The sequence below is a fragment of the Cohnella zeiphila genome (genome assembly GCF_014212055.1).
Classification (GTDB): domain Bacteria; phylum Bacillota; class Bacilli; order Paenibacillales; family Paenibacillaceae; genus Cohnella; species Cohnella zeiphila.
The window spans coordinates 1-25,646 of record NZ_JACJVO010000020.1 but is presented as its reverse complement, the minus strand read 5'-3'; the positions used below and the strand labels follow the sequence as shown (position 1 = coordinate 25,646).

Here is a 25,646-nt window from a genome sequence, read left to right as displayed (position 1 = left end):
TGGCGTCTAAATCCGAATTCAGGCAACGATCGGAGATCCGCAGTATTGGCAGGTCGTCGATTCGTTCCGGTTCACCTTCGTCGTATACCCGCACCCGGAGCATTTGACCGCGACGGGGACGGATTTCCCCTCTCCTTCCGTCTCTCCTCCATCATCCTTGTATTTCAATTCGACTTTTACGTTTACCTCAACCTTATCGTCTTCTCTGCCTTCGTTCTCCCCTTGCAATTGAATAAAGGGAAGAGCGCCGACACCCATCATAAATTCCAGCGCCCCCAGCACTTGCATGGGATCGCGCCCGGTTGCCCGGGCAATCTGCGCGGGAGATCTCATTTGATCCGGCCCCATCACCAAGCGGAAATATTCTTGGAGCTGCGCGACTCGTCTTTTCCGGGCGACCGTTCCGCAAATGCGAAAAACGATCAGCAACGGAAACGCGGTCAAAAAGAGAAACGAGAAGAACATAACCAGTCCGTTTCTGCTGTCGCCGCTCGAGCCCATCACAATAAACGCGGCCGTGGCGATTCCGCCCAGATGAACGGACAATATATCGTAGCTGCGCCCTCGCAAATAATCGTTCCGACGGTTTGACTTCAAAAATTGAATCAAGTGCAGGAGCGATAGCGGGTAGAGCGCCACCAAAAAATAATTGAGCACTACCGAACCGCGGCGGGCTTTTTTCAATTCCAAATTCAACCTCGACTCCATCTGCAATTCCTCCGTTCCTCTTGCCGACTCTTTCTGTTTTTTGGCCCCTCTATTACTTCAAATGAATCCGTTGTCAAAATTCGCCATGATTCCGCATGAATGGATGATTCTACGCAAAGAAGACTTTTCCTTTATTTCAGCGGAAGAAAATTGCGACTTTTCACCTAAAACGATCCCAACCGGCCTATACGCAAAAAAAGACAGCCGCCTGTTTCGCGGACTGCCTCCTATCGCCTGCTCGGTCTATTCCAGATAAAGCCGCTTCAGCTTCGCTTGCTCCGCTGCCGTCAGGCCGAGGCCTTTCTCCAGGAAGCCTTGGATCGAGCCGTATTTGCTGTCCATTTCGTCGAACGCCGCCTCGATGTACTCTTTGCGAACGTCCATCAGCGCCTGAACGATCTCGATCGCTTTCGGATCGGTCAGCTTGAACTGCGATACCATCGCGTTCACCGCCGCCTTGTTGTATTCCGCGCGGTATACGTTGCTGAGCAGATAGTCCTGCACGACCGTCTCCTTCGGGACGCCAAGCGCCAGCAGGATGAGCGCCGAGCCGATGCCCGTCCGGTCTTTGCCGGCGGTGCAGTGCTGCACGAGCGCGTTCGTGCTCGAGTCAAGGATGAGGTCGAACAGCTTGCCGAATGCCGACGGGCTGTCCACCATGCTCTTGTTGCCGTCGATCAGCGCGTCGCCGGGCTCGCCCAGCTTGTCGAACTGGCCGGAAGCCAAGTACGAGATCAGGTCCGTGCCCCCGGCGGAATCGGAATCGGAGAACACCGGATCGGCCACGTATTTCACGCCGGCGATCGTCGGGTCGGGCTTGCTCTTGACTTCGCTGCCGGTACGGTAGTCGACGTCCGTTTTCAGCCCGCTTTTCTGCAAATACGAGATGTCGGCGGCAGTCAGTCCGGCCAGTTCGTCCGAACGGAACAGCTTGCCCCACTTCACCGTCTTGCCGTCCGCGGTCCGGTAGCCTCCAAGGTCGCGGAAGTTCGTCGCGCCTTTGAGCGGAAGCTTGCGCTCGGCCGTCTTGACCGCAGCGCCGTTGCCGCCCTTGATCAGGAAGTAGACGCGGCCGCCCGGGTTCGGATCCGCCGTGACATAGCCGTTGTACTTCGCATACGTGCGGGCCAGCTCCTGCCAATGGCCTTCGGGGTCGGCGCTCCAGTATACCTTGGCCGGACCGAGATCGGCGCTTGCATGCCAACGAATCACCAGCCTTCCGTCGGCCAGCCGCTCTGCGCCGGCATCCGTAAACGTTCCCTGCCGGACGGCTGTCGCCGCCGTAGCCTGAACCGCCGATTTGCCCGCCGCGGCGGCAGTCCCCGCCAATGGGGATGCGACCGTCAGCAGCGCAGCACCCAACGTGACCGTTCTTCTCCAACTCATCGAACTTCCTCTTCGTTCCGTCTCTTTAACGCTAACGTCCTTATTTTCGAGGAGGAGTGTTCGGAGTCGGTCAAACTCGGGTTAACGGAATGTTAATTCGGCGATTCGTTAAACTTTTGCTTCAATCCTCATGCCCAAGCGCTCGAACTGTTCGGGCGGGGAGTCATGGAGATGCATGAGATCGGTCATGAGGCCGAGCATGCGGGCTTCGGCGGCTTCGTCTTGAAGCGGCTGAAGCTGGCCGGGATCGGCCGCCAGATCGAACAGCAAGGTGCCGAACCGGTGCGCCGGGTTGTGAGCCGCCGGGGCTGCGGGTATTTTTAGCGTTCGAACGCCTTTTGTGAACGGAAAAGGCTCCGCCAACTCCAACTGCCGCAGCTCTTCCGGCTTGAATAGGGAAGCCATGCGGGCCGGCATCAGCGTATAGTCGAACAGCGGCGTATTGTCCGCGCGAACCGGCGCCCGCATGTAGACGTATCGGCCGTCGGTGCAGTTGACGTGCGCGCCGTGAATGCCGAACAGCACGGCTTCGCGCGCGGGCTCCTCGGCCTCGACGGCCGTCCGGAGCGGGATGCCCCGCATATCGGCGGGAGTCTCGACTCCGAAAAACTCCAGCAGCGTCGGCGCCAAATCGATGAATTGCGTGAGCCGGCCGCAGCGCTCGCCCCGGCGGCGGTTCCGCGGGTCCCATTGGAACAGCGGCGTGCGCGCGATCTCGTTGTAGAACGGCATGACGTTCTTCGCCCACCAATCGTGCTCGCCGAGCAGGAAGCCGTGATCGGTCGTCACGATGAGCATCGTGTCCTTCCACAGGTCGAGCTCGTCCATCGTATCCAGCACCCGGCCGAGCGAAGCGTCGCACATGCTGAGCAGCGCCGCGTATTCGTACTTGCAGTGCTCGGCTTCCTCCCGCGTCTCCCGCACCGGAGCGTAAGGCGGCCAGTCGAAGTGGCGGCCTTTGTATTCGTGCGGGTACAGCTCCTTGTAAGCCTCCGGCGAGAAAAACGGCTCGTGCGGATCGAACGCTTCGAGCTGCAGCAGCCACCGGTCTTCCCCGGCGTTGGCACGCATGAACTCGATTCCGCGGGTGAACGTCTCCCGCTGCGGATGAAGCTCCTCGGTCGCCATATGCTTGCGGTTGATCCAATCCTGACGGAACAAGGCGCCGCGGAAGCCGTCGAAGCTTCCGACATGCTCCGGAATGTCGGGCTCCCCGACCTCCCCTTTCCACGGATCGCCTTCCTGCCCGCGGACGAAGTCCCACGTATTGTACTGGCTGTGATACGTGGCGCCGCCGGGCTCCCAGTAATGATAGTGATCGCTCGTCAGATGCGAGTAAACGCCCGCTTGCCGAAGCACCGCCGGAAGCGAATCGTCGAACGGCTCGAGCGGCCCCCAGCTTCGGTGCAGAAAATTGTAGCGCCCCGTATGCAAATCCCGACGGGCCGGCATGCAAGGCATACTGCCGACCCAGTTGTTGTCAAAAGTGACGCTTCGCTCCGCCAGACGGGCGAAATTTGGCGCATGAACCCAATCGCAGCCGTACGGCGGCAGCATGTGCCGATTGAGCGAATCGAACATTAGCAGAATGGCTTTCACGCTTTGGCAGCCTCCTCTCTTAAAGAAGAGTACCACCGCCTCAAATCTTTTTCCAGCCGTCTCGCCGGCTCCGGGCGCTCCTCCGCGAAAGGCCGAGCGGGAGCGTCGAAATAAGGTTCATCTTTCATCGGAAGTCTCCTTTCCCATCCTCGCAGTCGGACAGCCGGCTCTCTATTCGAACAGATGGCAGCGCACGAACCGCCCCGTCTCCGGCTCCTTCAACGCAGGCGACTCCGCGGCGCATCGATCCGATGCGAACGGGCAGCGCAGCCGGAAGCTGCAGCCCGTCTGCGGCGGCGGCCCGGTAGGCTCGATGGCCTCCATCGCGTCCGCCTCTTCCCGCCAAGGGTCGGGAGAAGACTGAAGCAGCAGCCTCGTATACGGATGCCGCGGCTCCCGGATCAGCTCCTCCGACGGTCCGGACTCGACGATCTGCCCCGCGTACATGACCAGAATTCGGTCCGCCATATAGCGCGCGCTGCCGAGATTGTGCGTGATCAGGATGAGCGACAGCCGCTCCCGCTCCCGCAGATCGAGCAGCAGATTCATGATGTCGACGCCGATCGAGACATCCAGCATCGACGTCGGTTCGTCGGCGACGATGACGCTCGGGGACAGCCCCAGCACCTTGGCGATGACGACACGCTGCTTCTGGCCGCCGGACAACTGGTACGGGTACTTGTCGATAAAATCTTCGGCCGGCGTCAGCCCGACCTTGGTCAGCAGCTCCAGCACGCGCGGACGAGGATCTCCCTTCCGGCGCTTCTGCACCTGAAGCGGCCTGCCGACAATGTAGCCGATCGTGTGATGGGGGTTGAGCGCCGCGAACGGGTCCTGGAAAATCATCTGCACGAACGTCGGCAGCGACCGCCGAAGCGCTTTGTTATCTCTTAGCGACTCCCCGTTGTAGCTGACGTTTCCCGCGGTCGGGGGAAGCAGGTGCGTCAGCATGCGGGCGATCGTGCTTTTGCCGCTGCCCGATTCCCCGACGATCGCGAGCACCTCGCCCTGTTCCAGCGTAAAGCTGACGTCCCGGACGGCTTGAAACGACGTCTTGCGGAACAAGCCGCGGGAACCGAACGTTTTGTTAAGTTCATTCGCTTGCAGCAGAGGCTTGCTCACGGGCTCCCTCCTCCTCGCCGTATAAATGGCAGGCGACCTTCCCGAGTCCGTCGCGATCCGGCAGCAGCGCGGGTTCCACGCTCAGGCACGGCGGCATCGCGCGGCGGCAACGGGGCTGAAAGCGGCAGCCTGCAGGCGGACGGATCAGATCGGGCGGATGGCCCGGAATGCCCGTCAGCCTTCGCTTCTCCCCGGACAGCGCGGGGAACGAGTCGAGCAGCCCCTGCGTATACGGATGCTTCGGCTCTTTTAAAATTCGCGAAGCCGGCGCGGTCTCGACCAGCTTGCCCGCGTACATGATGCCGATCCGGTCGCACATCTGAAGCATCAAAGGCAGATCGTGGGTAATGAACAGGATCGAAAAGCCGAACCTTCTCTGCAGCTCCATCATTTTGCGGATAATGCCGTGCTGCACGACGACGTCAAGCGCCGTCGTCGGTTCGTCCATAATGACAAGGCTCGGCTTCAACGCCATCGCCATGGCGATGACGACGCGCTGGCGCATGCCGCCGGACAGCTCGTGCGGATAGCTGTTCAGCCGGTCGGCCGGAAGGTCGACCAGCTTCATCAGCTCTGCCGCCCGCGCGTCGGCCGCGGAGGCCGCATCCGGCTCGTGGGCCAGAATCGCGTCGGTCAGCTGCTTGCGGATCGTCATGACCGGATTCAGGTTGTTCATGGCGCTCTGCAGAACGATCGACAGCTTGGCCCAGCGCAGCTTGTCGAACTCGTCCTCCGGCAGCGCGGTCAGCTCGACGCCATCAAGGCGCACGCTTCCGCCCGCGAGCCGGGCGGGAGGGCGCAGCAGGCGGCAGATGCCGAACGCCGTCGTCGATTTGCCGCAGCCCGACTCGCCGGCCAAGCCGAAAATCTCGCCCCGGCCGATCGTAAAGCTGATCCGGTCTACCGCCTTGACGACTCCTCTGGCCGACGGATATTCGACGGACAGCTCGCGAACTTCCAACAATGCCGACAATGGGATCCCTCCTTTTCACTTCACTTTTGGGGTCTCTCTCGGGGGCTCCCCCAAAAGTAATCGGAATTCGCTTCGAAGCTTCGCGTCACTTTTGGGGGTCTCTCTCGGGGGCTCCCCCAAAAGTAATCGGAATTCGCTTCGAAGCTTAGCTTCACTTTTGGGGGCATATCAGAGTGCGGCGTTCCCCCGGTTGGCGCGGTATTTCTCCAGAATGCCGTTGCCGATCAGAATGAAGCCGAAGCAGAACAGCGCGATCGCCAGTCCCGGCGGCAGAATCCACCACCAGGCGTGGAACAGCACGGCGTTGTTGGCGTTGGCGAGCGCCAGGATGGTGCCCCAGCTGACGTTCGTCGGATCGCCGAGCCCGAGGAAGCTGAGCCCGGCCTCGGCCAGCACCGCCTGCGTCGTGACGAGCACCAGGTTGGCCAGAATGACCGGAACGATGTTGGGCAGAATTTCGCGGAACATGATTTCCGTGTCTTTCATGCCGACCATCCGCGCGGCTTCCACGTACCCGCTCTGCCGCTCGGCCATCGTCTGGCTGCGGATGCTCCGTGCCATATACAGCCAGCTCAAGCAGCCGATGATCAGAATCGTGCTCGTTACGCCCATGGAGGGCAGAAAAGAAGCGAGGATGATCATGAGCGCCAGCGTCGGGATGATGAGCAGAAGATCCACCACGCGCATCAGCGCCTCTTCGACCCAGCCTCCTTTGAAGCCGGATATAATGCCGACCGCCACGCCGATGACGGTCGTGATGAGGCCCGCGATGACGCCGACCCAGAACGAGGTGCGCGTGCCGTAGATCATCTGGCTGAGCACGTCCTGCCCGTAGCTGTCCGTGCCTAACCAATGGTGCATGGAAGGCGCCAACCATGGCTCGAATTCGATGTAGTTTTTCGGATACGGCGCCAGCAGCGAGCCCAGCAGCGCGATCGCCGTGAACGCCAGCAGAATCGCCAATCCGATCATGCCCTTCGCCCCCGGGAATGCGGTGCGGATCGCGCCGGCGGCGCGCCTTAAGATCGTCATGTCGGGAACCTCCTTGGAAAAGTCAGCCGAGCGCCACCCGCGGATCGATCAGCGGATAGAGCAGGTCCGCGATCAGGTTGCAGACGATGACCGATACGGCGATGCACAGGAACGCGCCCTGAATCAGCGGGTAATCGTGGTTCAGAATCGCGTTGAACGTCACCAGCCCGACCCCGGGATAAGAGAACACGATTTCGGTCGTAATCGCCCCTCCGATCACGTGGCCGAGCGACGTCATCAGCCCCGTGAACGAGGGGAGCAGCGCGTTGCGGGCGCCGTAGGCGTATTTTCGCCGGGACGCCTTGAGGCCCTTGGCCTTCGCGAGCAGCATGTAATCCTCAGACAGCACGCGCATCAGGTTGTTGCGCAGCACGAGAATGTGTCCCGCCAGCGAAGCGATGATGAGCGTGAACACGGGCAGAATCGCGTGGTACAGCACCGAGCGGACCTTCTCCATCGCCGACATCGCGCCGTACGTCGGGTCCACCGCCTGACCGAGCGGGAACCAGCCCAGGTAGAACGAGAAGATCATGATGAAGATGATGGCGATCCAGAAGAACGGCACCGAATTGAGGAAGAATGCCGAGAACAGCGTCGATTGATCGAAAAAAGAGCCCGACTTCCACGCTCCCCGAATGCCGATCAGCCAGCCGACCAAATAGCTGAGCAGCGTGGCGGTGAGCACCGTACCCAGCGTCCAGGGCAAGGCCTTCCCTATCACGTCAATGACGGGCGAGGGGTAATTGGCGTAGGAGATGCCCAGGTTGCCGTGCAGCAGCTGCTTCAAATATTGGCCGTATTGGTAGAGCAGGCTCGGATTGTCCAGCCCGAACTGGGCCTTGAGCGCGTCGGCCACCTGTTGCGAGCCGAGCGCCTTGTCGGAAGCCAGGGCGCTGGCCGGATCGCCGCCCATGAGCCGCGGCAGCAGGAAGTTCAGCGTCGCCGCCACGAACAGCGTGACGAGCGAGAACCCGATCCGGTTCAGCAGATAAACGGAATTGTAGCGCAACTTCGCTTCCTCCTTCCCGTGCTCTCCGCTACTTTTTGGACACTTTCAAGAGCGACAGCGCCGAGGTGACCGGCAGATTCTCGTCGTAGCCTTGGAATTGATCGACCCGGTACGGCACGTGGCCGCCGACGTTGTACATCATCGCGATCGGAGCTTGTTCGGCGATGCGGTCCTGCACTTTCTTGTAGAGCTCTTGGCGGGTCTGATCGTCGGCGGAAGCCGCCTCGTCGAGCCAGGCGTCGACGTCCTTGTCGCGGAACCGCATGTAGTTGAGTCCCGGCGTATTCGTACCGGTCGGCGCGGTCATCTTGCTGTGGAACACTTCCAGCGCCGCCTGCGGATCGGGAGGCGTCGTCAGCCCGTTCTGCAGCAGCTCGTAATCCCCGGACATGAGCAGCTTCGTGAGCTCCGGCCAGGTGACGAGCTTCACCGTCGTCTCGATTCCGATCGCCTTGAGCCAAGCGGTGATCATTGCGCCTTCCTTGTTCTGCGCCGGCGCGTTGGCCGCCATATGGTACGTGAAGCTGAGCGTCTTGCCGTCCTTGGCGTAGATTCCTTTGCCGTTCTTCTTATAGCCCGCCGCTTCCAGCGTCTGCATCGCCTTGTTGGCATCGTAGGCGTAAGCCGGATCGTCCAGCAGCTTCGCGTCGGTCGAATCGCCGAACACGGAGGAGAGGAAGCCCGGGCTCGCGGGGAAGACGCCGCCCGATTCGCCCTTCTCGATCAGCGACTGGCGGTCGAGGCCGAGCTGAATCGCTTTGCGCACGGCCGGATCGTTCAGGCCGGGTTTCTCGTTGTTCATGATGACCGCATACGTGCTGAGTCCAGGATACACCTGCAGCTTGTTCGCCGGATTCTCCAGCAGCTTCGGCACGCTCGGCATGGCGACCGTCCCGGTCGATCCCTGCACGTCGCCCTTCTCGATGGCCAGCGTCAGCGTGGACGAATTGTTGAACCGGTCGATCAGCAGCTGATCGATCTGCGGTGCGCCCAGGAAATAATCGGGGTTCTTTTTGAGCACAATAGCGCTTTCATTTACGCTGTCGAATTGGAACGGGCCGGTGCCGATCGGCGTTTTGTTCAGAAATTCCGCGGGATTCTCCTTCTCGAACTGATGCTTCGGCACGATATAGACGGTCGTCAAGTAGAACGGCAGCGACGGGAACCGGTCGTTCAGCGCGAAGACGACCGTATCGTCGCCTTGGGCGGTTACGCTCTTCAGCCGCTTGTCCCCCCAAAGCTGGTAGCGGTCGAGCGCCGCGTTCGTTTTGAGCGCTTCGTACGAATAAACGACGTCGGCGGCGGTAAACGGCTGGCCGTCATGCCACTTGGCTTTCATGTTCAGCTTGACGGTGTACGTTTTCTTGTCGTCCGACCAGGCGCCTTCCCCTGCAGCCAATCTGGACACGAGCTCGCCTTTGACGGGATTAAAGTAGTAAAGCTGGTCAAAGACGTAGTCGAACAAATTCGACCAGTTGCCGGTTGCCAGGAACGGGTTGAAGTTCGTAACCTGCTCGGGATTGATCGTCTCTCCCAAATGGTAGACGACGGGCGAACCGCTTCCGGAGCTTCCGCTTCCCGATGCTCCGGCGGAAGACGCCGCCCCTTGGCCGCCCGACGGCGAGCCGCCCGCGCTCGCTTCGGGCTTCGAGGAACTGCAGCCGGCGAGCAGAAGAACGCCGGCCAGCGACGCCGCAACGACCGCGAGGCCGCTCTTCCTCCATAACGCTTCCCTTGCGCGAATTCTTTTCATCTCGTTTTGCCCCCTTATTGGAGTGGGTTGCGCAAGCGAAAGGCCCTGCCGCGGCGGGCCGCTTGCGAGACCGATCGTAGCCGGAGAGGGAACGCTTCGTAAAGAGACCATTTTCGAAATGGCGGACTTCCGGGGGTGGACCGTTTCTGACATCGTTCGCCTCGCGCGCTTCCTCAATAGATTTCGTCGCGGTCCAGATGCTTTGGCACGTGCTTCTCGCGGTATTCTCCCGGAGTGAGTCCCTCCACCTTCTTGAAAATGCGGTTGAAGCTCCGCTGGTTGGCATAGCCGACCGCCGCGCCGATCTCCTTGACGGTCAGCCGATTCTCCCGCAGCAGCTCCTTGCTCTTGTCGATGCGCAACGAGATGACGTAGTCCATAAAGTTGACGTTCGCTTCTTGCCGGAACAGCCGGCTCACATAGGAAGGATCGAGCTGCAGCCGTTCGGCGATGCCGCCGAGCGAGATTTCCTTATCGAAGTTCGCGTCGATATAATCGAGAATCCGGGCCGATACCGGCGCGCGCTCTCCGTTCTTCTCCGTCCGGAACCGGCGGTTGACGTCCCGGATGAAGCTCTGCGCGAAGCCGACCGTCGCTTCGAACGTCTCCAGCTCCTTGATTCGGGATTGCAGCCGCACAAGCTCGTCCTCCGATTGCATGGGGAGGCCGAATTCGAAGGAACGCATCGCCACGTCCACGAGCAATTGAAGAAAGGCGTGCTGGACGAGCGGAAACGGCAGATTTTCCGCGTCCTCGGCCCAATCCCCCAGCTGCCGGAGCCGTTCTTCGAGCAGCCCGGGCTGCTCCTCCCGCAGCAGCGGCAGCAGGTCCCGCTTCGCTTCCGCCAGCCTGCGGAAGAGCAGATGGTCGGCCGCTCGCCGATCGGGCCGCCGCCAGCTCGGCGCGACCGCCCCGAACCCCCGGAACGCGCGAATCTCCAGCGCGTCCACCGCTTCGTCGCGGGAATCGCTGATCTCTCCCGCGCCGTCCTTCCGCTCGCCGATTCCGATGCTTACCGTGAAATGCAAATACTCGCGCACGAGCTCGCCGATCCGATCGGCCTGACGCTCGGCGAACGCGCGGAATTCCGCTTCGTCCGTCTTTTGCTCCAGATTGCAGACGAGCAGCACGTCCCGGCTCTCCGTGTGCAGCGGAAACGCGCGGATTCCGCCTCCGAACGCCTCGCAGGCCAGCTTCGCGATGAAATAGCGGATCAGGCTCTGATCGTAGCTCTCGTAGCGGTTCACGAATGCCGCATAATCGTCGATTCGGACCACGCAGACGAAGAAGCCGAACGGAGTGACCGGCAGCCGATAGTAAGCGAATTGGGCCAGCCGCTCCTCGTGGCGGTTCGTCTTCTCCTGCACGAGCTGCCGCAGGAAGCTCTGCTGCAGCACCGGCCAGTGATCCCGCAATTGGTGCTCTACGGCCTCTCCGCGCTCCTTCAGCGTTTCGAACGCTCCGAAGATCAGGTTCAGCTCGCTCGTCTTCCGGACCGAACCGTCGGAGCCCGAGCCTCTCGCCGGTCCGGCGACCCGTTCGACCAGCGAGTAAATGGGCGTGTAAATGCGGAGAGTAACGAAATAAGACGCGACGGCGGCCGCCGCGATGCCGATCAGCGCCAGAAGCAGCATGTACGTTTGAATGTCCTGACCGCTTTTGTTCAGCGAGCCGGTCGTGATCAGGTCGACGTATGTCCAGCCCGTATAGGGCGAGGTGACGGTCGTGAACGCGTACATCCGGTCGCGGAACCGGCTCGTAAACGCCTTGTCGCCGGCGTTGAGACGGCTTCGGAGCACGTCGAACTCGCCCGCCGGCACTTCCTTGCCCGTGTTGCTGTTGAACGCCAGCGCTCCGTCGGGGCTCACCATCCAGATCTCTTCCCCGGGGCGCATCAACTGGAAAGAAGGGCTCTGGAAAATAACCTGCTGGTCCAGGTTCACGACGATCGCGCCTTTGACCTGCTTGCCCACCCAGGGAGTCGTGCGGATCAGCGTTACGACCCGCTCAGGCTCGTCCGATTCGGAGCCGCCGGACGAACCGTCGCGCACGAACCATTTGCCCTCCGACCGGTTCATGCTGCGGTACAGAGAAAGCCATCCGGCATCTTCGGCTTGATCCGCCTTCGCGACGCCGGTCAGCGGCGACTGCACCTCATTGCTGGCCTCGTAGTAGACGAAAACGTTTACAATATAAGGCGACGAAGTGTACGCCTCGAGCAAATCGTCCTGAACGGCGCTCAGATCGGCGTCCGACGGCCCTTCCGGCCCCGCGTTCATCGCTTCCGCGAAGGCGGGATTCTGCGCCATGCGGACCGTGATCTGATCCACGTCGTTCAGCAGCACGTCCATCAGCCGGCGGGTTTGTTCCAGCATCTGCAGGCTGGACTGCTTGACCTCGGCGTTCACCACGTTCCGGCTGTAGCGGATGCCCAAATAGCTGACCGTCACGACGGTCAGCACGACCAGCGAGACGAACACGAACAAGATGCGAAAAAACAAGCTTCTGAATCTGAAATTGGAAAACGCCGCGCGCATCATCCCGATCATACGGTCTCCCCTTTTCCCCGGCTGTCTGCGACTCTCTTGCCGCTCAACCGCTTAGCTTGCTCACCGTCTCCACATAGAGCACCTGCAAAAACTTTTTGACGTTCGCTTTCCCTTTGCCGGCGGGCATCTCCTCTTCGATCTCCCTCATCTTGAGCCGTACGTCCCGGAAGTCGAAGTACAGCGGCGCGTAATATTCGAACTTGGGGTGGCTGTAATCGGTCAGCCCGATCGACGCCAGATGGGCCATGGCGGCGGTAACGGTTCTGCGGATGCGCTGCTCGACCGCCTTGCTCCCCTTCTCGAGATCCCGCGCCTCCGGGTTCGAAGCCAATACCGCCGATTCGTACAGCTCCTTCAGCTGCGGAAAATCGCGCGTCCGGTCTTCCTCCGCGAGCCGCTCCATGATCGACAGAATGTCCTTGCTGCCGCTCTCTCCCACGATTCCGAGGTCTGCCAGAATCTGCCGAACGACATCGCGCACGGTCTTTTCCCTGCGCACCTGTGCCGCTTCCGGCTGCAGCGGATCGAGCTGCGCCAGCGACCGCTTGATCTCGAACAGGTAACGGTCAAGCTTGCACCGTTCGCTCACCTTCTGCAGAACCGACTCCACTTCGATCCAATTGATCGGCTTGCGGATAAAAAACTCGATCCCGTTCCGGTACGCCTGCCCGACCATCTCCTTGTTCTCCACCTGCGAGATCATGACGAACCGGCCGTTATATCCTTGAGCCTTGAGCTGAATCATGGTCTCGATGCCGTCCTGGTCGGCCATCAGCAGATCGATGAGCACGATATCCGGACTTGTCTCCAGTATCAGGCGGGCCCCCTCCACGCCTCCGCCGGCCGTTCCGGCGACGCTTCCGAACCCGCTGTCCTCGATGATATTTTGCAGCATCCGGGTGCTGACGGCATCGTCGTCGACGATACAAAAATTCGGCAGCATCTCTACGCCCCTCTCCGCAACGTATTCGTGGGAAGTTCGACGATAAAGCGCGCGCCCTTGCCGTTCTCGGGAGCGGCGGCCCGAATCTCGCCGCCGAACGAAGCCACGATGTCCCGGACGTGCGAAAGTCCGATCCCCGCGGCCGCGACCCCGTCCTGATCGAACTTCGTCGTAAACCCGGGTTCGAAAATCATGAGCCTGTCGCGCTCGGGGACTCCCTTGCCGGAGTCGATGACCTCGAATACCGTTCGGTCCCCTTGGGAAAAAGCGCGAACCCGGATGATTCCGTAACGGTTCATCGCCTCGACGGCGTTGGCGACCAGATTGTTGAGCACGGTGAGCAGGACGATGTAATGGGACGTCGGAAAATCGACGCGCAGATCGCCTTCGATCGCCAGCTCCTTCTTGAGCATTTCGCTGTACGTCTGATTCGCCTTAATGACGTATCGGAAAATCTCCTCCAGCTTCATCTCCTGGGCGATCTCCCGGTCGTACAGCTTCGTCAGCCCCGCCAGAATCCTCTGGGAGTCTTTCTTCACTTCATGGATTTGCTGGGCGATGGCCAGCGCCTGCCGGCTGTATTCGGCCAGCGGCGCCGTCTTCAGCCGGCTGTACAGCTCGAAGCTGCTCGCCGTAATCCGCTCGATCGTATCCATCGACTTCCGCAGATAGAACGACTCCCCGTACAGGCCCGAGCCGACGCTCAGCATTTGCTCGATCCGCTTCTGCTGCTCGATCTGAATGAGCCGCATCTGGCGGATCGAGACGCTGCTGAACAGCCCGATAATGAAGTAGCTTCGCAGCAGGGCGATCGCCCCGAGCAGCGCGATGCCGTTGTTCTGGAACGGCGACTGGCCTTCCAGCAGCCTGCGGGTAAACAGCTCGGTCTCGTTCGCAACCAGATCGACGGCGGAGACGATCGCGCCCAGCGTCAACGGCTGGAAAGCATCGAGCCGATGCCGGATCAGGCTCATGCCCGAAGCGAAGACGACGTAAAAAACGCCGCTGGCCAGATGAACGCCGAAGCTCGATCCGGCGGAAAAGACGTGCGGGTGGCCGATCGCGTCTTCCGTCATCCGGAACCCAACGACGACGAGTCCGGTGATCGCTCCGGTCTTGACGAACGGCAGATGCGGCATGAGCAGAAGCGAGAGCAGCAGCGCGCTCGCTCCGAGGCCTAGGCGGAAAATATCGCCGCTGAAAGGATTGATCTTGAATTCGCCCGCGAACGCCGTCATGACGGCGACGACGAAGATTTGAAACGTCTCGTTTCGGAACAAAAGCTGCATTCTTGGTCCGATCTTCGAGGGAGAGGGAGCTTCGGGCATCTGGGTTCCTCCATCCCGACGGCCCGGTCGCGGACTATTTTACTATCGTACCACGGACCCGAGCGATTTCAAGCCGACCCCGGAACGATACAAGCGCCCTCCGTCCCGGTCAGATCAACAAATCCCAAAGCTGCTTGCCGATGAGCAAGGCGCAGATGGCCAGGAACAACGGGCGAACGTACGACGAGCCTTTGCGGATCGCAAACCGCGAACCGGCCCAGGAACCCGCGATCATCGCGAGTCCCATCGACACCCCGTATTCGTAGCGGACGAGACCGAACGAGACGAACGTCGCGAGGCTCGCGAGGTTGCTGGCGAAGTTTAACACTTTGGCGTTGCCCGCGGCCGTCACGAAGTCGAACCCGAGCGCGAGAAACGCGAAAATGAGAAACGAGCCGGTGCCCGGGCCGAAGAACCCGTCGTAGAAGCCGAGTCCGAACGCCGCCGCGCCCATCAGCGCCGCCGAGCCGGATTTCAATCCGGCATAGGTGGAGGTACGGCCCCAGCTTTTTTTGAACCATGTATACGCAGCAACAAGCACGAGCATGACCACGACGAGCGGACGCAAAAAATCGGAGGGTACATGGCGCACCAGGAACGTGCCGCCGACGGCGCCGGCCAACGTAAGCGGGAACAGGCGAAGGACGAGCCGGAGATCGACTTTGCCCGACGCGATGAACGATAGGGTACTGGTGAGCGAGGAGCAGGTGCCGGCCAGCTTGTTCGTTCCGAGCGCGGCCGCCGCCGGCATTCCGGTCGACAGCAGCAGAGGCAGCGCGACAAGGCCGCCGCCCCCGACGACCGAGTCGACGAAGGCGGCGACGAATCCTCCGGCCACGATGGCAAACAGCCATCCCAGTTCGATATGCTCCATCGTTACCTACTTCTCCTTCCCCTCTGCGGAGCCGACGGGTGTTTACGCCATGCGGGTTTCCAATCTTCTGGATACGAGCGACAGGGTAAAATTGGCGGCGAAATACAGGATCGCGGCAAGGACCAGAATCGGCACCGCCGTCCGGTAATTGTGGCCGATTACAATGTTCGCGTTGTGCATCAGCTCGGGCAAGGAGATGATGACCGCCAGCGACGTATCCTTCAGCAGCGAGATGAATTGGCTGACCAGCGGCGGAACCATCCGGCGCAAGCCTTGCGGCAGCACGATGTGCCACAGCGTCTGGAACGAAGTCAAGCCGGAGGACCGGCTTGCCTCGATCTGGCCCTTTGGAATGGAGTTCAAGCCGCTGCGGACGATCTCCGAGATCATCGCCGCTTCGAATACGGTAAGCGCGGCGATCGCGGCTTCCGCGACGCCGAGCTTGATGCCGATTTCCGGCAGTGCGAACTTTGTAAAGAAGATAATCAGCAGCAGCGGCAAGTTGCGGACCGTCTCGACCAGAAACGCCGCGACGGGCGAGACGGCGGGAATTCTCATATACCGCGCCGTGCCCGCGATGCAGCCGATCAGAAAGCTGAGCGCGATGGCGGCGGCGGCCACCTCGAGCGTCATCAGAAAGCCTCTAAGGATAAATTCGACGTTGACCCATACGTATGCGTCTTTGAAGTCCACCTATTCACCCCCTCAGTCATTTCTGGCCAGCCGGCGCTCCAGCCACCCGGTCGCGAAGCTGAGCGGAACGGTGAGAAGCAGGTAGAACAGCCCGGCGAAAATATAGGTGCTGAAAATGACGAACGTCTCGGAAGCGATCCGGTCGGCGTAGAACATCAGGTCGAAGCCGGAGATGACGCTCAGGATGGAAGAATTTTTGATCAAATTGATAAACTGGTTGTTCAGCGGCGGAATGACGATTTTGACCGCTTGCGGAAGAACGATCAGCCGCATCGACATTCCGTAGGACAGCCCCGACGACCGCGCCGCTTCCATCTGCCCCTTCGGAACGGAGAGAATGCCGGCCCGGACCGCTTCCGCGATGAAGGCGGCGGTATAAACGGTCAGACCGAGCGTGCCGCAGGCGAACGGACTGAGGACGACGCCGAGCGGCGGCAGTCCGAGGAAGAAGAGAAATACGACCAGGAGCAGCGGAATGTTGCGGACAAACTCGACATAAGCCGTGCCGATCCACCGCAGCGGCTTCGCCGGCGTGATGCGGAACACGGCGAGCAGCGTGCCGAGCAGGAAGCTTCCGGCCAGCGCAAGAACGCTGGCATAGACGGTTTGGCCAAGGCCGGTCAGGTACGTGCCGAAGTGGTCCGTCAGGATCGAGAAATCCAGCATCCCGTCCAATCCCTCCTTGCGGGTTCAAACGCCGAACGGGGGAGAAGCTCCCCCGTCCGCGCCGAGCGGGCTTATTGTTGAATCGGCGTTTCTCCGATCCACTTCTCGTAGAGCTTGTCATACTCGCCGCTATCATGCAATTTCTTCAGATAGTCGTTCACGAACGCCACCAGATCGGCGTTGCCCTTCTTCACCGCGATGCCGTAGGGCTCGTCGGTGAACGTGCCGCCGACGACCTCGTAATTCGGGTCCTGGCTGGCCATCCCGTACAGAATCGCGTTGTCCGTCGTCAGCGCGTCTCCCTGACCCGCTTTGAGCGCGGTGAAGGCGTCCTGGTAATTGTCGAATTCGAGAACCGTCGCGTCCGGCGCCTTCTCCGCGATGTTCAGGACGGAAGTCGAGCCTTTGACGCCGATCACTTTCGTGCCTTTCTTAATATCGTCGATGGATTGAATCGGGCTTCCCTTCTTCACAAGCAGCGATTGGCCGGCTTTGAAGTAGACGTCGGAGAAGTCGACTTCCTTCTTGCGGTCCTCCGTAATCGTCATGGTCGCGATGATCAGGTCGATGTCGCCGTTATTGATCATCGGAATGCGCGTCTTCGAAGTGACCTCCTTCAGCTCGACCTTGCTCTCGTCTCCGAGCAGCTCCTTGGCGAGCCCCTTGGCGATGTCGATGTCGAACCCTTCCACCTTGCCGGTGGCCGGATCCTTCAGGCCGAACAGGCGCGTATCGAACTTGACGCCGACGACAAGCTTGCCTCTGTTCTTGATCGCGTCGAGCGTCGGCGTGCCGCCGGCCGCCGTCCCCGAGGATGCGGACGACGCGGAGGGGCTCGATGAAGGAGAAGCGCCTTTGGTGTTATTTTCCTCCTTCTTGCCGCATCCGGCAAGCGTCAATACCGTTATGACCAGCACCGCGACGCCTACCGCCAACCACCTTCTTTTTCTCATCCCTCTTGCTCCTCTCCCTTATCGATGTCTAATTAAACGGCTGAGAAAGACGCGTGCCCGCTCTTCGCGGGGATTCGCGAAAAACTCCGCCGGACTTGCCTCCTCCAGAATGCTGCCCTGGTCCATGAACACGACCCGGTCGGCTACTTCCCGCGCGAAGCCCATCTCGTGGGTGACGACGACCATCGTCATTCCTTCGTGGGCGAGCGTCTTGATCACGTCGAGCACTTCCCCGACCATTTCCGGGTCCAGCGCCGAGGTAGGCTCGTCGAACAGCATGATTTTCGGCTTCATCGCGAGTCCCCGGGCGATCGCCACGCGCTGCTGCTGGCCGCCGGACAATTGCGACGGGTAAGCATGCGCCTTGTCCCGGATGCCGACTTTCTCCAGATAGAAAAGGGCGGTTCTCTCGGCTTCCGGCTTCGTTACGCCCAGCGCCTTGATCGGAGCGAGCGTAATATTGTCGATGACCCGCTTGTGGGGATATAAGTTGAAGTGCTGGAACACCATGCCGATGTCTCGCCGCAGCTTGTTGATGTCGGTCTTCTTGTCGCCCACGCGAATGTCGTTCACGGTCAGTTCTCCGCTTGTGATCGTCTCCAGCCGGTTGATGCAGCGGAGCAGCGTGCTCTTGCCGGAGCCGGACGGGCCGACGACGACGACGACTTCGCCTTGATGGACGGCCAGGTTGATGTTCTTCAGAACGTGAAAGGAGCCGAAATGCTTCTCGACGCCTCGAAAATGGATCAATGGAATCCCTCCTCCTTGGGCGGCCTTTCCGCGATCCGATCGGCTTCCCGGGGGTTCGCTTCCCGGAGCTCGGTCGGTCTATGTCCAGACTAATGCCCAACCTACGGGAAACCATGCGATCCGACATCTTTGCTAACATGAAAATAAACAAAAAAAAACTGCCGAAGGATCGATTAACTTTTTCACATCTTTTGGAAATTCCCCCTCGATTCACTGGGCGGAGTCGAATTTTATAATAGAAAGGATTCACCAAACGAGAAAGGAGTCGACATGAAAAAACGATCGATTGCATTCGCCGTCACTCTTGCTCTTGCCGCTTTGTCATCTACGGGTGCTGCCGCAGGGGCAGCGGATTTTAAGGACATACCCGGTACAAGTCCGTATCTGCCTTACATTGAAGATTTGAAGTCGCTTGGCGTAGCGGACGGAATCGCCGAAGGATTATTCGCTCCCGAACAGACGTTGACCCGTGCCCAGTTTGCCAAATTCGTCTCCGTCGCTTTTCAGTTAAAGGATAACGGGGGCCCGGTTCCATTCTCGGACATCCAGGACCATTGGGCCGCCGGCTATATTCGGGCTGCCTTCCAATCGGGTGTCGTTTACGGCACCACCGGTACGACATTTTCGCCGAATCAGCCGGTCACACGCGAAGAGGCAGCCGCCATGGTATGGCGATATGCCAAAAAACTCGGACTGACCTCGGGTCCCTTGCTTACCTTCAGCGAAAAACCGGCCTCATGGGCGACGGAGGGGATCAGCGGCGTTATTGCCCACGACTGGTACGGGGCGGACGTTACGCAAAACTCCGGTCTTTGGTCGTACCGGCCGCAAGCGGCAATGACCCGCCAAGAGTCGGCCGCGCTGGTCGATTTGGCGATGAAAGATGTCCCCGGCAGCCTGTCGGGACCCGCGGCGCCTGCAACCGCGGCACCCGCAACTGCGGAGCCTGCGCCTGCGGAGCCTGCGCCTGCGGCACCTGCTAACGGCGTGACAGCCGGTTTGAATTCGGGGAGCGTCCCTTATGGAAGCATGGTCGTCCTGAGCGCTTCCAAACCTGGAGCTACCATATACTACACCACGGACGGCAGCGATCCCAGAACATCGCCTACCCGCAAGCATTATGAACAGCCGATTGCCGTGCTGAGCAAGCTTGAGTTGAAGACGTCCGCAGTCTACCACCCGGCTTCCGGCAAAACGGAAGTGAGCGATGTTTCCAGCTACCGGTACGAGACGATCGGGAACGCGACGCCGCCGGGGCCGTCCGATGGACTGTACGATCCGCTCGACAGCTTTAAACAAATGGCCAATCGTACGAATGTTTACATCGCGAAGGACAGCCCCTCCTATTACAATGGCGATACGAACCGGATGGTAAGAACGTCGACGGCGCCTGGGAGTGTCATCTACCATACGAATTACGATATTACGTCATTGCTGACGTACAGCTACTATTACACCGGGGTTGACGTAGAGCAGAATCGATTGTACGCATCGGCGGACGGTAAAACCTATACCGAAATACCGGTCGGCTTCTATCCGGTCGGCAATCCGTCGGGCAATTGGCAGCAGTACGCCACGGAAGCTTCTTCGCTGCCGCCGAATACAAGATTTTTGAAAATCGAACTGACCGGGGCCTCCAAGTCGTGGTCGCCGCAACTTTCCAGCGTTCAGCTTAATAGAAGCACCGCTTCCGTGGCGATCAAATCGACGCGAAGCGCCGGATCGCTCCAGGTCGAGCTTTCCTCGGCTACGCCAGGGGCCCGGATTTATTACCGCATGGACAATGCCGCCAAGTTTCAGCTATACTCCGAGCCGTTGAAGCTCACCGCGTACAACGTTATGGAAACGTATGCCGTCAAGGAAGGCAAGGTGCCGAGTCCCTTCCGTAAGTACAAGCTCAACGGAAGCAGCGACTTTCTGGTCGACAGGTACGGGCAGATGGTTTCTGCGAATTTTCCGGAGAAGGTGACCAGCGACCAGGAGCTCAAAGCCGACGTCCAGGCAGACGCCTCCTACTACGGAAGCCTGAAGCCGCCAACGAACTTGGATCGTTACGGCGGTCTGGCCGGAAGCGCGGCCAAATACGGAATCAAAGGCACCGGCTTCTTCGCGATTCAGCAGGTCGGCAGCCGGAAAGTGATGAAGACGCCGGATGGCAATATTTTTTTCAACTTAGGGATGAACGGAATCACCCCCGATGAAACCTATACGATGATTAAGGGCCGGGAGCAAGAGTTTGAATCCATCCCTTCCTATACCGGGGAGTACCGACCGGCTTATATGGGTTCCGATCATAGCGGCTTCTCGTTCTATATGGCGAATAAATACAAGAAAACAGGGACATTTCCGACGGACAGCTCCTTTTATACGGAAGCGGTCGGACGGCTTAAAAAATGGGGCTTTAACAGCGCGGGGGGCTATTCGCCCGAGAAATACGGCAGCGCGAACAACTTCCCTTACACGCGGATGCTTCCGCTGGACATGGACTGGGCGAAGCTGGACGGGATTTCGATCTTCGACATTTTCGCGCCGGACGCCGAAGCCAAGATCGATAAGGCGTTTGCAAAAGCACTCCCGCAGAGCAAAGACGATCCGATGCTGATCGGTTATTTCATCGGCAATGAATATGATTACCACAAGTTTTACTCTGTGGTGCCGAAGCTGAAGGCCAGTTCCGCGGCGATCAAAGGACGTTTGGTCAAGATGCTGAAGGATAAATATCAGAACATCGATGCTTTCAACAGCAACTGGGGAACCGGCTTTACCTCCTTTAACGATCTGCCGGAAGCGGAGCTTCCCGTTAACACATCGCAGTCCTGGAAGGATATGGACACCTTTTTCCGGTATTACCTCGATACGTTCTTCGGAACCGTCTCGCGAATCTACCGCAAATATGATCCGAATCACCTGTTGCTTGGGGATCGCTGGATCACGACCGCTTTCCACAATGCGAAGTTTCGAGACGTATTGGCGGAGGTGGAAGGGAAATACTCGGATGTCATCAGCATGAACTATTACTCGTATAAGATCGAAACCGATCTTCTAAAGGATGTGTACGCGAAGTCGGGCGGCAAACCGATTCTGATGAGCGAATTCGGCTACGGCACGGCAGAGCAGGGATTGGCGCCTCTTCTTCCGAATGCGGCCGTGAATCAGTTCCAGAGGGGAATGCGCTACCGGAATTACGTCGAGGGAGTCGCCAGTCTGGGCTATGTCGTGGGAGCCGATTGGTACAGTTACGTGGATCAAGCCTCCATGGGAAGATATTGGCAAGGGATTGGAGAATGGGCGGAACATTATAATTCCGGTCTTCTAAACGACGCGGACCGCCCATACAAAGATTTCCTTACAGGTGTCATGCAGTCGAACTACGATATTTACAAAGTGCTTCTGGGGGAACGACCGAAATTTTATTACGATTTCAGCCAACAAAAGTAGCTTGTTAAAGGATCGTATTGGCGGAAAAGCCGGTTGAATTCTCCGCACGCAAAGGGCCATGCTTGCTCGTTTCCGAGCCGGCATGGCCCTTACATGAGGAGGCTTATCCATTAATCCCGAATCCACCCCTCCTCTATTTCCAGTTCGCGAATCACCTTTGCAGGACTTCCTCCGACCAGTACATTGCTTGAAACATCCTTATTTACGGTGCTTTTAGCTGCGATAACGGAATTATCGCCTATGGTGACGCCCGGAAGAATGGTACAATCCGCTCCAATCCATACATTGTTGCCTATCGTGATCTTTTTGCTGAGTTCACCCTTATCGGCAGAATCGATGCGATGGTAATTGCTATCAAAAATGCTTGTCCTTGGGCCGATCTTGACGCTGTCTCCGATGACGATTTCTTTATTGGCCGCGATTCCCACGCCTGCATTCACATACACATTATCTCCGATTATCAAGCGGGCGCCCTTGGTGATGGTAATTTGAACAGCCCACGGATGCCCTGTAATCGAAAGATTTTTTCCGATTTTGATGGTGCCAAATTTGTTTACGAATACTTTTCCGCGCAGCTTCGGCGCCGTTTTCCCAAGTTTGTAGAGTCCATTCAGTCTGTACAGTACCGTTTTCAATTCCATATCACTCACACCTCCTCATTCCAAAAGATCGCTTACACGAAATATATCAAAAATCAAACGAGGATTCGAAAAAAATTATTCTCATAAAGTTTAGAGGCGCTCTTTTTGGACAAGGCCAAGAAACTCATGTATCTTCTGCAGCATCCCCAGCGTAATCTGATGATTCACGCCCGGGTACTCAAATAATTGGATATATTCCGCATTTGCGCTATCTGACAAAGCTTTCAATAAGTACCGTTGGCTGTCAATAGGGACTGAAGTATCTTCTTGGCAATGGAGAAGCAACAGCGGTTTGTTTATGGTCAGAATATTGCAAAACGGATCTCGCTGTCGTAACGCATCTTTTTCATCCGGGTTCATTGGACTTAAACCGAGTTTCTCGCGGAACGATTGTTCAAATTGAACCCAAGCGCAGGATCCGTTTACAACAACTGCCGCGTGTACATTTTTATTGCTGGCGAAAGTGCCGGCACTAATAAACCCGCCGGTCGAATGACCGATCATGAGGATCGGAGAATCTGTTGTGCGTGACAGTTCGGCAACCAATCGGTCTGCTTCTTGAACCCCTTGAAAGACCACGCTCCAAAAATGGCTTTGCAGGGTTGCTTCATCAGAATAGTCGAGACTCCCGCGCTGTCCATGCCAAGGGAGTTCGGGCACGATCACTCGATAACCCCAATTCGCAATCAACGATGCAAAGAACTGATAGCTATCCATCGTGGAACCCCATCCATGATACAAAACTACAATTCCGATCGGTTCGGCGGCAGGGTTATGAACGATGCAGGGTACTCCGGCAATAACGCAATACTCGTCATGTTCCATGGATTGCCTCCCGTACGAGAATTTGAAAAGGCAGTCGATCGCTTGGTCGGCTGCCTTCTTGTTGTTTAATGAGCAATCGTACTCGTTTATGTTCGCCGGTCAAAAATTCCGGTAAACGTAAGGCTCCTTGGGGGCGTCGATCCGGCTCCACGAGGTCGTGTTCAGGACCGGGATGGTCGCTTTGAACGGCTGGTAATACTCCCAGCTCAGCTTGCCCGATACTTGGACCCAATCGTCGTCCTTCAGGTTGGCGTTGGGCGGGAACTTGACCAGCATGCCGAACACGCCGGAATCGGCGACGCAATGAATGAAGCCGAAGCGGAAGACGAAGTAGTGGTCGCCGTCCACCTGCTTGCCCTTGTAGGCGAAGCCGTTGAACGTGATCGTCTTGCCCATGAAGACGCTCGGCTCGTTATAGATGGCTTCCATTCCCTTCAAGTACTGCTCGTCGTCCAGCACGATGTTCTGCAGGGAGGAGAACTGGGCGATTTCCTTTTTCTTCACCGCGTTGTAATCGTCCGGGTTGTAGAACATGCTGGTGCTCGGCCGCAGGAACTGATGGTAGCCAGGATTGTTCTTCACGTCCTCCTCCAGGGTCGGGAACGAGAAGCCCTTGGCGGTGACGAAGCTGGAATCGAGCGTCTGAACGGGAAGAAAGATGCCGGTGAAAATCGGAAACAGCAGGATCAAATAGCCGGCGTAGCGCTTGAACCGGGACGATTCGCCGTGGGAATGCCCGTGGTCGTCGAACGCGCTGCCGTGAGCGTGCGCATGCGCGTGTGCGTGCTCATGTGCATGGTCATGATCGTGCGCGTTTGCGTGCTTATGGTCATGGTCGTGCTCGTGGGCATGGCGATGATCATGCTCATGGTCCTGATGGCGAGCGCGAGCATGAGCATCGGCCGGAACCGGAGCCGGGTAAGCGAGCCCGCTACCGTCGACGGAACGCGATTCCGCGGCAAGCGCCGCGGCCGCTTCGGGAGACGAAGCCTCCGCCGCTTGCTCGCCGGCTCCCCGCGCGGCGGCGGATTCCGCTTTCTTCTCGGCGGCGCGGTCCTGAATATAGCCGCGAATGAAGTCATAGAGGCTGAGCAGGGTCAGCATGACAATGGCGCTGATGGATAAATACGCGTATTTCATGTTGATGTACTTGTCGATATCGCCGGTATAGTGCAGCAGGAAAAACATAAACGCAAAGCCGAACAAAATCGCGAATCTCATCATCCCGCGAACAACCTCCCCACCGCTAAAGATCCGAGCAGCGTAAAGACCGCTACCAGGCCGATCAGGACGACGACGAATTTGGTCCGATACGTGCCGAGCAGCATCAGCGTATTTTTGATGTCGATCATCGGACCGAACACGAGAAAGGCCGACAACGCGCCGACGGTGAACGAACCGCGGAACGAGGAAGCGATGAACGCATCGGCTTCGGAGCAGAGCGAGATGACGAACGCCAGCAGAATCATCACGAGCGACGCGGTGACCGGATTGCCGCCCAGGCGGAGCAGCGTTCCGGTCGGCACGTAGGTTTGCAGTCCGGCCGCGATGAAGGCGCCGATGACCAGGTACTTTCCGACGGAGAAAAACTCCTCGATCGCATGCACGACGACGTCGTTCAGCCGGCTCCAGATCGACGCTTGCGGAACGGCGACGGCGAGCGCGCCCGCGGCCGAAGCCGCCAGGACGGGTGCTCCCGAGCCGCCCTGCGGGAGCGAATGCCCGCCGGCTTGCGGCGAAGACGGCGGTCCCTCCGAGGACGCCGCCGACTCCCGGAGAACGCTATCATGCGGTCCCTCTTCTTTAAAGGGCAGCCTGGGGAACAGGAAGGAGATCGTCATGGAGACGCAGAACGCCACCGCGATCGCCATCCCCCCGCGAATCCATACCATTCGCCAGTCGTTGCCGAACGCGATATAGGTGGCGAACAGGACGATCGGGTTGATAATCGGGCCGGTCAGCATGAAGGCGATGCCCGCGTGAAGCGGCATTCCCTTGCGGATCAGCCTGCGGGTAATCGGCACGATGCCGCACTCGCACGACGGGAAGAACACGCCGATGCCGCAGCCGAACAAGGAAGAGAGCAGCCGGTTCTTCGGCACGACGCGCGAAATCCACCGTTCGGTCACGAACGTCTGGATCAGCCCGGAGATGAGCACGCCGACCAGCACGAACGGGATCGCCTCCATGACCATGCTGATGAAGATCGTGTTCAATTGATAGAAACTTTTCATAGAATCGAACCTCGCGATCTGCCTTGGGCGAACATTACGTTCCTGATTATAGACCTCCCCCCGTTAAAAAGAAAGCGAGAAGCCCGCAGCGCGGCGGCGAGAGAAGACCGGGAATCATTGGGGGAATCCGAAGCCGGCGCGAATGCCGTCGCTAGAGTGAAGGGCTGAAA

General features: G+C 58.9%; 22 protein-coding genes. 1 reads left to right on the top strand and 21 read right to left on the bottom strand.

The window, feature by feature from the left end; all coding sequences use genetic code 11:
- Positions 1-18 precede the first annotated feature (18 nt).
- The 17 genes from H7C18_RS15955 to H7C18_RS15880 all read right to left on the bottom strand — a co-directional run bounded on the left by H7C18_RS15955 (position 19) and on the right by H7C18_RS15880 (position 18,338).
- Positions 19-708, bottom strand: a complete 690-nt coding sequence (locus tag H7C18_RS15955) for a hypothetical protein (protein ID WP_185130086.1) — start codon at positions 706-708, stop codon at positions 19-21.
- Between the two features lie 243 nt (positions 709-951).
- The gene (locus H7C18_RS15950; RefSeq protein ID WP_185130085.1) at positions 952-2,094 is read right to left on the bottom strand and encodes a tyrosine-protein phosphatase; all 1,143 of its coding nucleotides are present in this window, start codon (positions 2,092-2,094) and stop codon (positions 952-954) included.
- Between the two features lie 108 nt (positions 2,095-2,202).
- Positions 2,203-3,693 carry a sulfatase-like hydrolase/transferase gene (locus tag H7C18_RS15945; protein ID WP_185130084.1) on the bottom strand — a complete coding sequence of 497 codons (1,491 nt, stop codon included), beginning with the start codon at positions 3,691-3,693 and terminating at the stop codon, positions 2,203-2,205.
- Entirely contained in the window at positions 3,690-3,821 is a 132-nt protein-coding gene (locus H7C18_RS35530; RefSeq protein WP_273386761.1) for a hypothetical protein, read from the bottom strand. Before H7C18_RS35530 ends, H7C18_RS15945 begins: the two co-directional genes overlap by 4 nt.
- 43 nt (positions 3,822-3,864) lie before the next feature.
- Positions 3,865-4,815 (bottom strand): oligopeptide/dipeptide ABC transporter ATP-binding protein, encoded by a 951-nt coding sequence (locus H7C18_RS15940; RefSeq protein WP_185130083.1) that lies wholly within the window; start codon positions 4,813-4,815, stop codon positions 3,865-3,867.
- The gene (locus H7C18_RS15935) at positions 4,787-5,788 is read right to left on the bottom strand and encodes an ABC transporter ATP-binding protein (protein ID WP_185130082.1); all 1,002 of its coding nucleotides are present in this window, start codon (positions 5,786-5,788) and stop codon (positions 4,787-4,789) included. Before H7C18_RS15935 ends, H7C18_RS15940 begins: the two co-directional genes overlap by 29 nt.
- A gap of 168 nt (positions 5,789-5,956) precedes the next feature.
- Positions 5,957-6,820 (bottom strand): ABC transporter permease, encoded by an 864-nt coding sequence (locus H7C18_RS15930; RefSeq protein WP_185130081.1) that lies wholly within the window; start codon positions 6,818-6,820, stop codon positions 5,957-5,959.
- A 22-nt stretch (positions 6,821-6,842) separates the two neighbouring features.
- Positions 6,843-7,829: an ABC transporter permease gene (locus tag H7C18_RS15925; protein WP_185130080.1), complete on the bottom strand. Its 987-nt coding sequence runs from the start codon at positions 7,827-7,829 to the stop codon at positions 6,843-6,845.
- 28 nt (positions 7,830-7,857) lie between these two features.
- Positions 7,858-9,582, bottom strand: coding sequence for an ABC transporter substrate-binding protein (locus tag H7C18_RS15920; RefSeq protein ID WP_185130079.1), 1,725 nt, complete (start codon positions 9,580-9,582; stop codon positions 7,858-7,860).
- A gap of 173 nt (positions 9,583-9,755) precedes the next feature.
- Positions 9,756-12,131 (bottom strand): AraC family transcriptional regulator, encoded by a 2,376-nt coding sequence (locus tag H7C18_RS15915; protein WP_185130078.1) that lies wholly within the window; start codon positions 12,129-12,131, stop codon positions 9,756-9,758.
- 43 nt (positions 12,132-12,174) lie between these two features.
- A complete protein-coding gene (locus H7C18_RS15910) occupies positions 12,175-13,074 on the bottom strand; it encodes a response regulator (RefSeq protein WP_185130077.1) in 900 nt (299 codons plus the stop codon).
- 2 nt (positions 13,075-13,076) lie between these two features.
- A complete protein-coding gene (locus H7C18_RS15905; RefSeq protein WP_238357731.1) occupies positions 13,077-14,402 on the bottom strand; it encodes a sensor histidine kinase in 1,326 nt (441 codons plus the stop codon).
- A 109-nt stretch (positions 14,403-14,511) separates the two neighbouring features.
- Positions 14,512-15,276, bottom strand: coding sequence for a sulfite exporter TauE/SafE family protein (locus H7C18_RS15900; protein WP_185130076.1), 765 nt, complete (start codon positions 15,274-15,276; stop codon positions 14,512-14,514).
- A 42-nt stretch (positions 15,277-15,318) separates the two neighbouring features.
- On the bottom strand, positions 15,319-15,969 hold the full coding sequence (locus H7C18_RS15895; RefSeq protein ID WP_185130075.1) for an ABC transporter permease subunit: 651 nt from the start codon (positions 15,967-15,969) through the stop codon (positions 15,319-15,321).
- A 12-nt stretch (positions 15,970-15,981) separates the two neighbouring features.
- On the bottom strand, positions 15,982-16,635 hold the full coding sequence (locus H7C18_RS15890; protein ID WP_185130074.1) for an amino acid ABC transporter permease: 654 nt from the start codon (positions 16,633-16,635) through the stop codon (positions 15,982-15,984).
- 71 nt (positions 16,636-16,706) lie between these two features.
- Positions 16,707-17,588, bottom strand: a complete 882-nt coding sequence (locus tag H7C18_RS15885; protein WP_185130073.1) for a glutamate ABC transporter substrate-binding protein — start codon at positions 17,586-17,588, stop codon at positions 16,707-16,709.
- Positions 17,589-17,606: 18 nt separating this feature from the next.
- Entirely contained in the window at positions 17,607-18,338 is a 732-nt protein-coding gene (locus tag H7C18_RS15880; RefSeq protein WP_185130072.1) for an amino acid ABC transporter ATP-binding protein, read from the bottom strand.
- Positions 18,339-18,608: 270 nt separating this feature from the next.
- Here H7C18_RS15880 and H7C18_RS15875 point away from each other — a divergent pair, with 270 nt between their 5' ends.
- Positions 18,609-21,776 carry an S-layer homology domain-containing protein gene (locus H7C18_RS15875; protein ID WP_185130071.1) on the top strand — a complete coding sequence of 1,056 codons (3,168 nt, stop codon included), beginning with the start codon at positions 18,609-18,611 and terminating at the stop codon, positions 21,774-21,776.
- 110 nt (positions 21,777-21,886) lie between these two features.
- On the opposite strand, the gene H7C18_RS15870 is transcribed toward H7C18_RS15875, so the two are convergent.
- The 4 genes from H7C18_RS15870 to H7C18_RS15855 all read right to left on the bottom strand — a co-directional run bounded on the left by H7C18_RS15870 (position 21,887) and on the right by H7C18_RS15855 (position 25,476).
- Positions 21,887-22,417 carry an acyltransferase gene (locus H7C18_RS15870; RefSeq protein ID WP_185130070.1) on the bottom strand — a complete coding sequence of 177 codons (531 nt, stop codon included), beginning with the start codon at positions 22,415-22,417 and terminating at the stop codon, positions 21,887-21,889.
- 90 nt (positions 22,418-22,507) lie between these two features.
- Positions 22,508-23,242, bottom strand: a complete 735-nt coding sequence (locus H7C18_RS15865; protein ID WP_185130069.1) for an alpha/beta hydrolase — start codon at positions 23,240-23,242, stop codon at positions 22,508-22,510.
- 99 nt (positions 23,243-23,341) lie between these two features.
- Entirely contained in the window at positions 23,342-24,466 is a 1,125-nt protein-coding gene (locus tag H7C18_RS15860) for a TIGR03943 family putative permease subunit (RefSeq protein ID WP_185130068.1), read from the bottom strand.
- On the bottom strand, positions 24,463-25,476 hold the full coding sequence (locus H7C18_RS15855) for a permease (protein ID WP_185130067.1): 1,014 nt from the start codon (positions 25,474-25,476) through the stop codon (positions 24,463-24,465). Before H7C18_RS15855 ends, H7C18_RS15860 begins: the two co-directional genes overlap by 4 nt.
- Positions 25,477-25,646: the final 170 nt, after the last annotated feature.